Here is a 2,788-nt window from a genome sequence, read left to right as displayed (position 1 = left end):
TGATTAAGAGCGCAGTCTTTTCAGCACAAAGCCGACTTGCAGACCCACCGTTTTCAGGTTTAAGTTTGCGAGTGTTGACGTAATCGTTGATATGTTGGTTTACCGTCGTTTCGTGCAGACGCAGAGCTTGCGCAATCATCGTAGAACTCTAGCCTTCGGAGGCCAGCAGGACGGCTTTGATGCGATCACAAACACGCTTATCACGACTGGTGTCATGAAGGTGTTCGAGTTAGGCTTTTTGCTTGTCGGTAATAAATATCTTCATAGTGGGTGAGCATGATCTTCTTACCGCGTAAAATCAAGCATCTTCAATGATCACGGGTATATAGATCTAACACCTGTTATTTTTTGTCTCGGTATTTGAAACTTTTCGGCAACGCAGTAGCATCACCCATTATTTTTTCCCTTTAGCGCATTGTCGAACAAAAGACCCTCCGTTAGCGTCCGGCAAACAGGTTGCCATTGCAGCCACCGGCGGCAAGCGCTACAGTCATGATCCTTGCCTTCATCGAGCATGATCTGCAAGGCGGACACCCAAACCACCAGCAACACCAGTCCCACAACGTCAATGCGCGATTTTGCCGTCTGCGTTTCATAACGTTGTAGCATCTTCCAGCACATAAAACCCGCCGCAATAGCAAAGGGCGTCTTACAGATAAAGATGTAGTGCCAGCTAAACTGATCGCAGATAACGCCACCGAGAATCGGTCCCATAATCGGGGCAACCAGGGTGGTCATACTCCAAATGCCGATGGCAACGTGGCTTTTATCTTTCGGGAAAATACGCATCATAAACGTCTGAGACAGCGGCATCAACGGCCCGCAGGAAAAACCCAGAAAGACGCGAAACAGCACCAGCATATTCATACTGGTCGCCATCCCGCACAGCGTTGAAAATACGCCGAACATCAGCAGACAAATCACGAAAACCCGCAGGGCACCAAAACGGGAAGCCAGCCAACCAGTCAGAGGAACAGAAATAGCCTCCGCCACAGCGTAGGATGTGATGACGTAAGTTCCCTGACTGGTTGACGTCCCCAGGCTCCCGGCAATATTCGACACAGAGACGTTGGCGATGGTGGTATCGAGAATGACCAAAAAATTGGCCATCGCCAGACACAGGGTCCCTATGACGAGCGCGGCGCCGGTCAACGGCTACGGAAAGGTATTCTGCGTAGTGTTGTGGCTCATGGTTATGTGCCTTAATCCTGGCGGGCCGTTGTCAGGCCTTCATGGCCCGATGCCGCCAGATCCAAGGTGTTATGCGTATCGATGGTAGCAATCATTGACAAGCCAACCTGTAGCGTGTGTTTCGCCAGTTCCTGCTTGTCCAGCGTAATACGCAGCGGCAGACGTTGAACCACTTTGATCCAGTTGCCCGTTGCATTTTGCGCTGGGATCATGGAGAACGCTGAGCCTGTGCCGCCAGAGACACCGCTCGCCACACCGTGATACACCACCTTGTCGCCATAAATATCATCCGTAACTTCAACAGGTTGACCAATTTTCACGTGACGCAGTTCAACCTCTTTAAAGTTGGCGTCGATATGCACATCGTGCAACGGCACCACCGTCATCAAGCGCTCGCCGTTCTGTACCCGTTTACCAATCTGTACCTGACGTCTGGCAATAACCCCATCGACCGGCGCTTTGATAATGGTGCGGGCCAAATCCACCTGAGCCTGTTCCACCTTGGCTTTCGCAAGCATCACCTCTGGGTTGGTTTCCACCGTGGCATCAATGGTCAACGCCGCATTGGCTTTTTTCGCACCGATGGTCGATAAGCGATTGGCCACCGACTGCGCCGCCGCCGCTTTGGCGACATTGAGGTTAGATTCAGCCTGGGTCATAGCATTACGTGCGTTTGTTAATTCCTCACCGGATACCGCACCGGACTTTGCCAGCGCCTCGCGCCGCGTTAAATCCACCTGCGCTTTGGTGAAGTCAGCCTGTGACGCTACCAGCCGCGCTTGCGCCTGCATTTCATCCGCTTCCCGCGCCTTGACTTGCGCGGCCAATCCCTCGTTGGTCGCCATGTAGCTGCTCACACGCCGCCGCGATTGCACCAGCATCGCCTCGGCCTGCGCCAGTGCCAACCGGGCATCGGTGTCATCCAGTTGTACCAGCACGTCTCCCTGCTTCATCCACTGCGTATCCACCACATTCACGGCCTGCACAATGCCGGTTACCGAAGGCGTCACTTCAGCCACTTCCGCTGCACTGTAGGCGTTATCGGTGGCGACATAGCGCGCCCCCACCATCGCATACAACACGCCGTAGCCGCCCGCGGCGATAACCACCGCAGCCGCCAATCCCATAAACCCTTTTTTACGCGATGACGCCGCGCGCGATGCATGAAAATGTGTGTCCGCCGCAGGCGTGGCAGAGTCATTATTTCGCTGTGACATAGAAAAACTTCCTGCAAGTCGAGAGAGGATTAAGAAGCATCAAATCCGCCGCCTAACGCGTGGATTAATGAAACGTCAAGTGAGAAGGCCTGTGATTGCAAATTCACTAATACGCGCTGGGTATCCAGCATGGCGTCCTCTGTTGTCAGGACATCGAGATAGGTCGCCAGGCCACCGCGATAGCGTTTATCTGTATTAGTCGCGACTAGATCTGACACTGGACCTTGAAAGTTTGAGAGTTACCGGTTTTGATATGGGTGTCTGATCCTTAAACAAAACGCGAGGTAACTCTCATGCTTCATACTAACAATCCCATTATCAAACACAAAGCCGGCCTGCTCAATCTCGCCGAAGAACTCGGTAACGTATCAAAAGCCTGC

3 protein-coding genes and 1 pseudogene are annotated in these 2,788 nt (G+C 52.8%); all 4 read right to left on the bottom strand.

The window, feature by feature from the left end; genetic code table 11:
* Nucleotides 1-265, bottom strand: a pseudogene (locus QZ506_RS16135) (transposase); the annotation flags it as partial.
* A gap of 122 nt (nt 266-387) precedes the next feature.
* Nucleotides 388-1,110, bottom strand: a complete 723-nt coding sequence (locus QZ506_RS16130) for an MFS transporter (RefSeq protein WP_291972455.1) — start codon at nt 1,108-1,110, stop codon at nt 388-390.
* A 92-nt stretch (nt 1,111-1,202) separates the two neighbouring features.
* A complete protein-coding gene (locus tag QZ506_RS16125; RefSeq protein WP_291972453.1) occupies nt 1,203-2,408 on the bottom strand; it encodes an HlyD family efflux transporter periplasmic adaptor subunit in 1,206 nt (401 codons plus the stop codon).
* 29 nt (nt 2,409-2,437) lie between these two features.
* A complete protein-coding gene (locus tag QZ506_RS16120) occupies nt 2,438-2,626 on the bottom strand; it encodes a hypothetical protein (RefSeq protein ID WP_291972451.1) in 189 nt (62 codons plus the stop codon).
* Nucleotides 2,627-2,788 lie beyond the last annotated feature (162 nt).

The sequence above is a fragment of the Candidatus Symbiopectobacterium sp. genome (assembly GCF_020054415.1).
GTDB lineage: Bacteria > Pseudomonadota > Gammaproteobacteria > Enterobacterales > Enterobacteriaceae > Symbiopectobacterium.
Note: the sequence above shows the minus strand (reverse complement) of the source record. Positions and strands in the feature narration are given on the sequence as shown.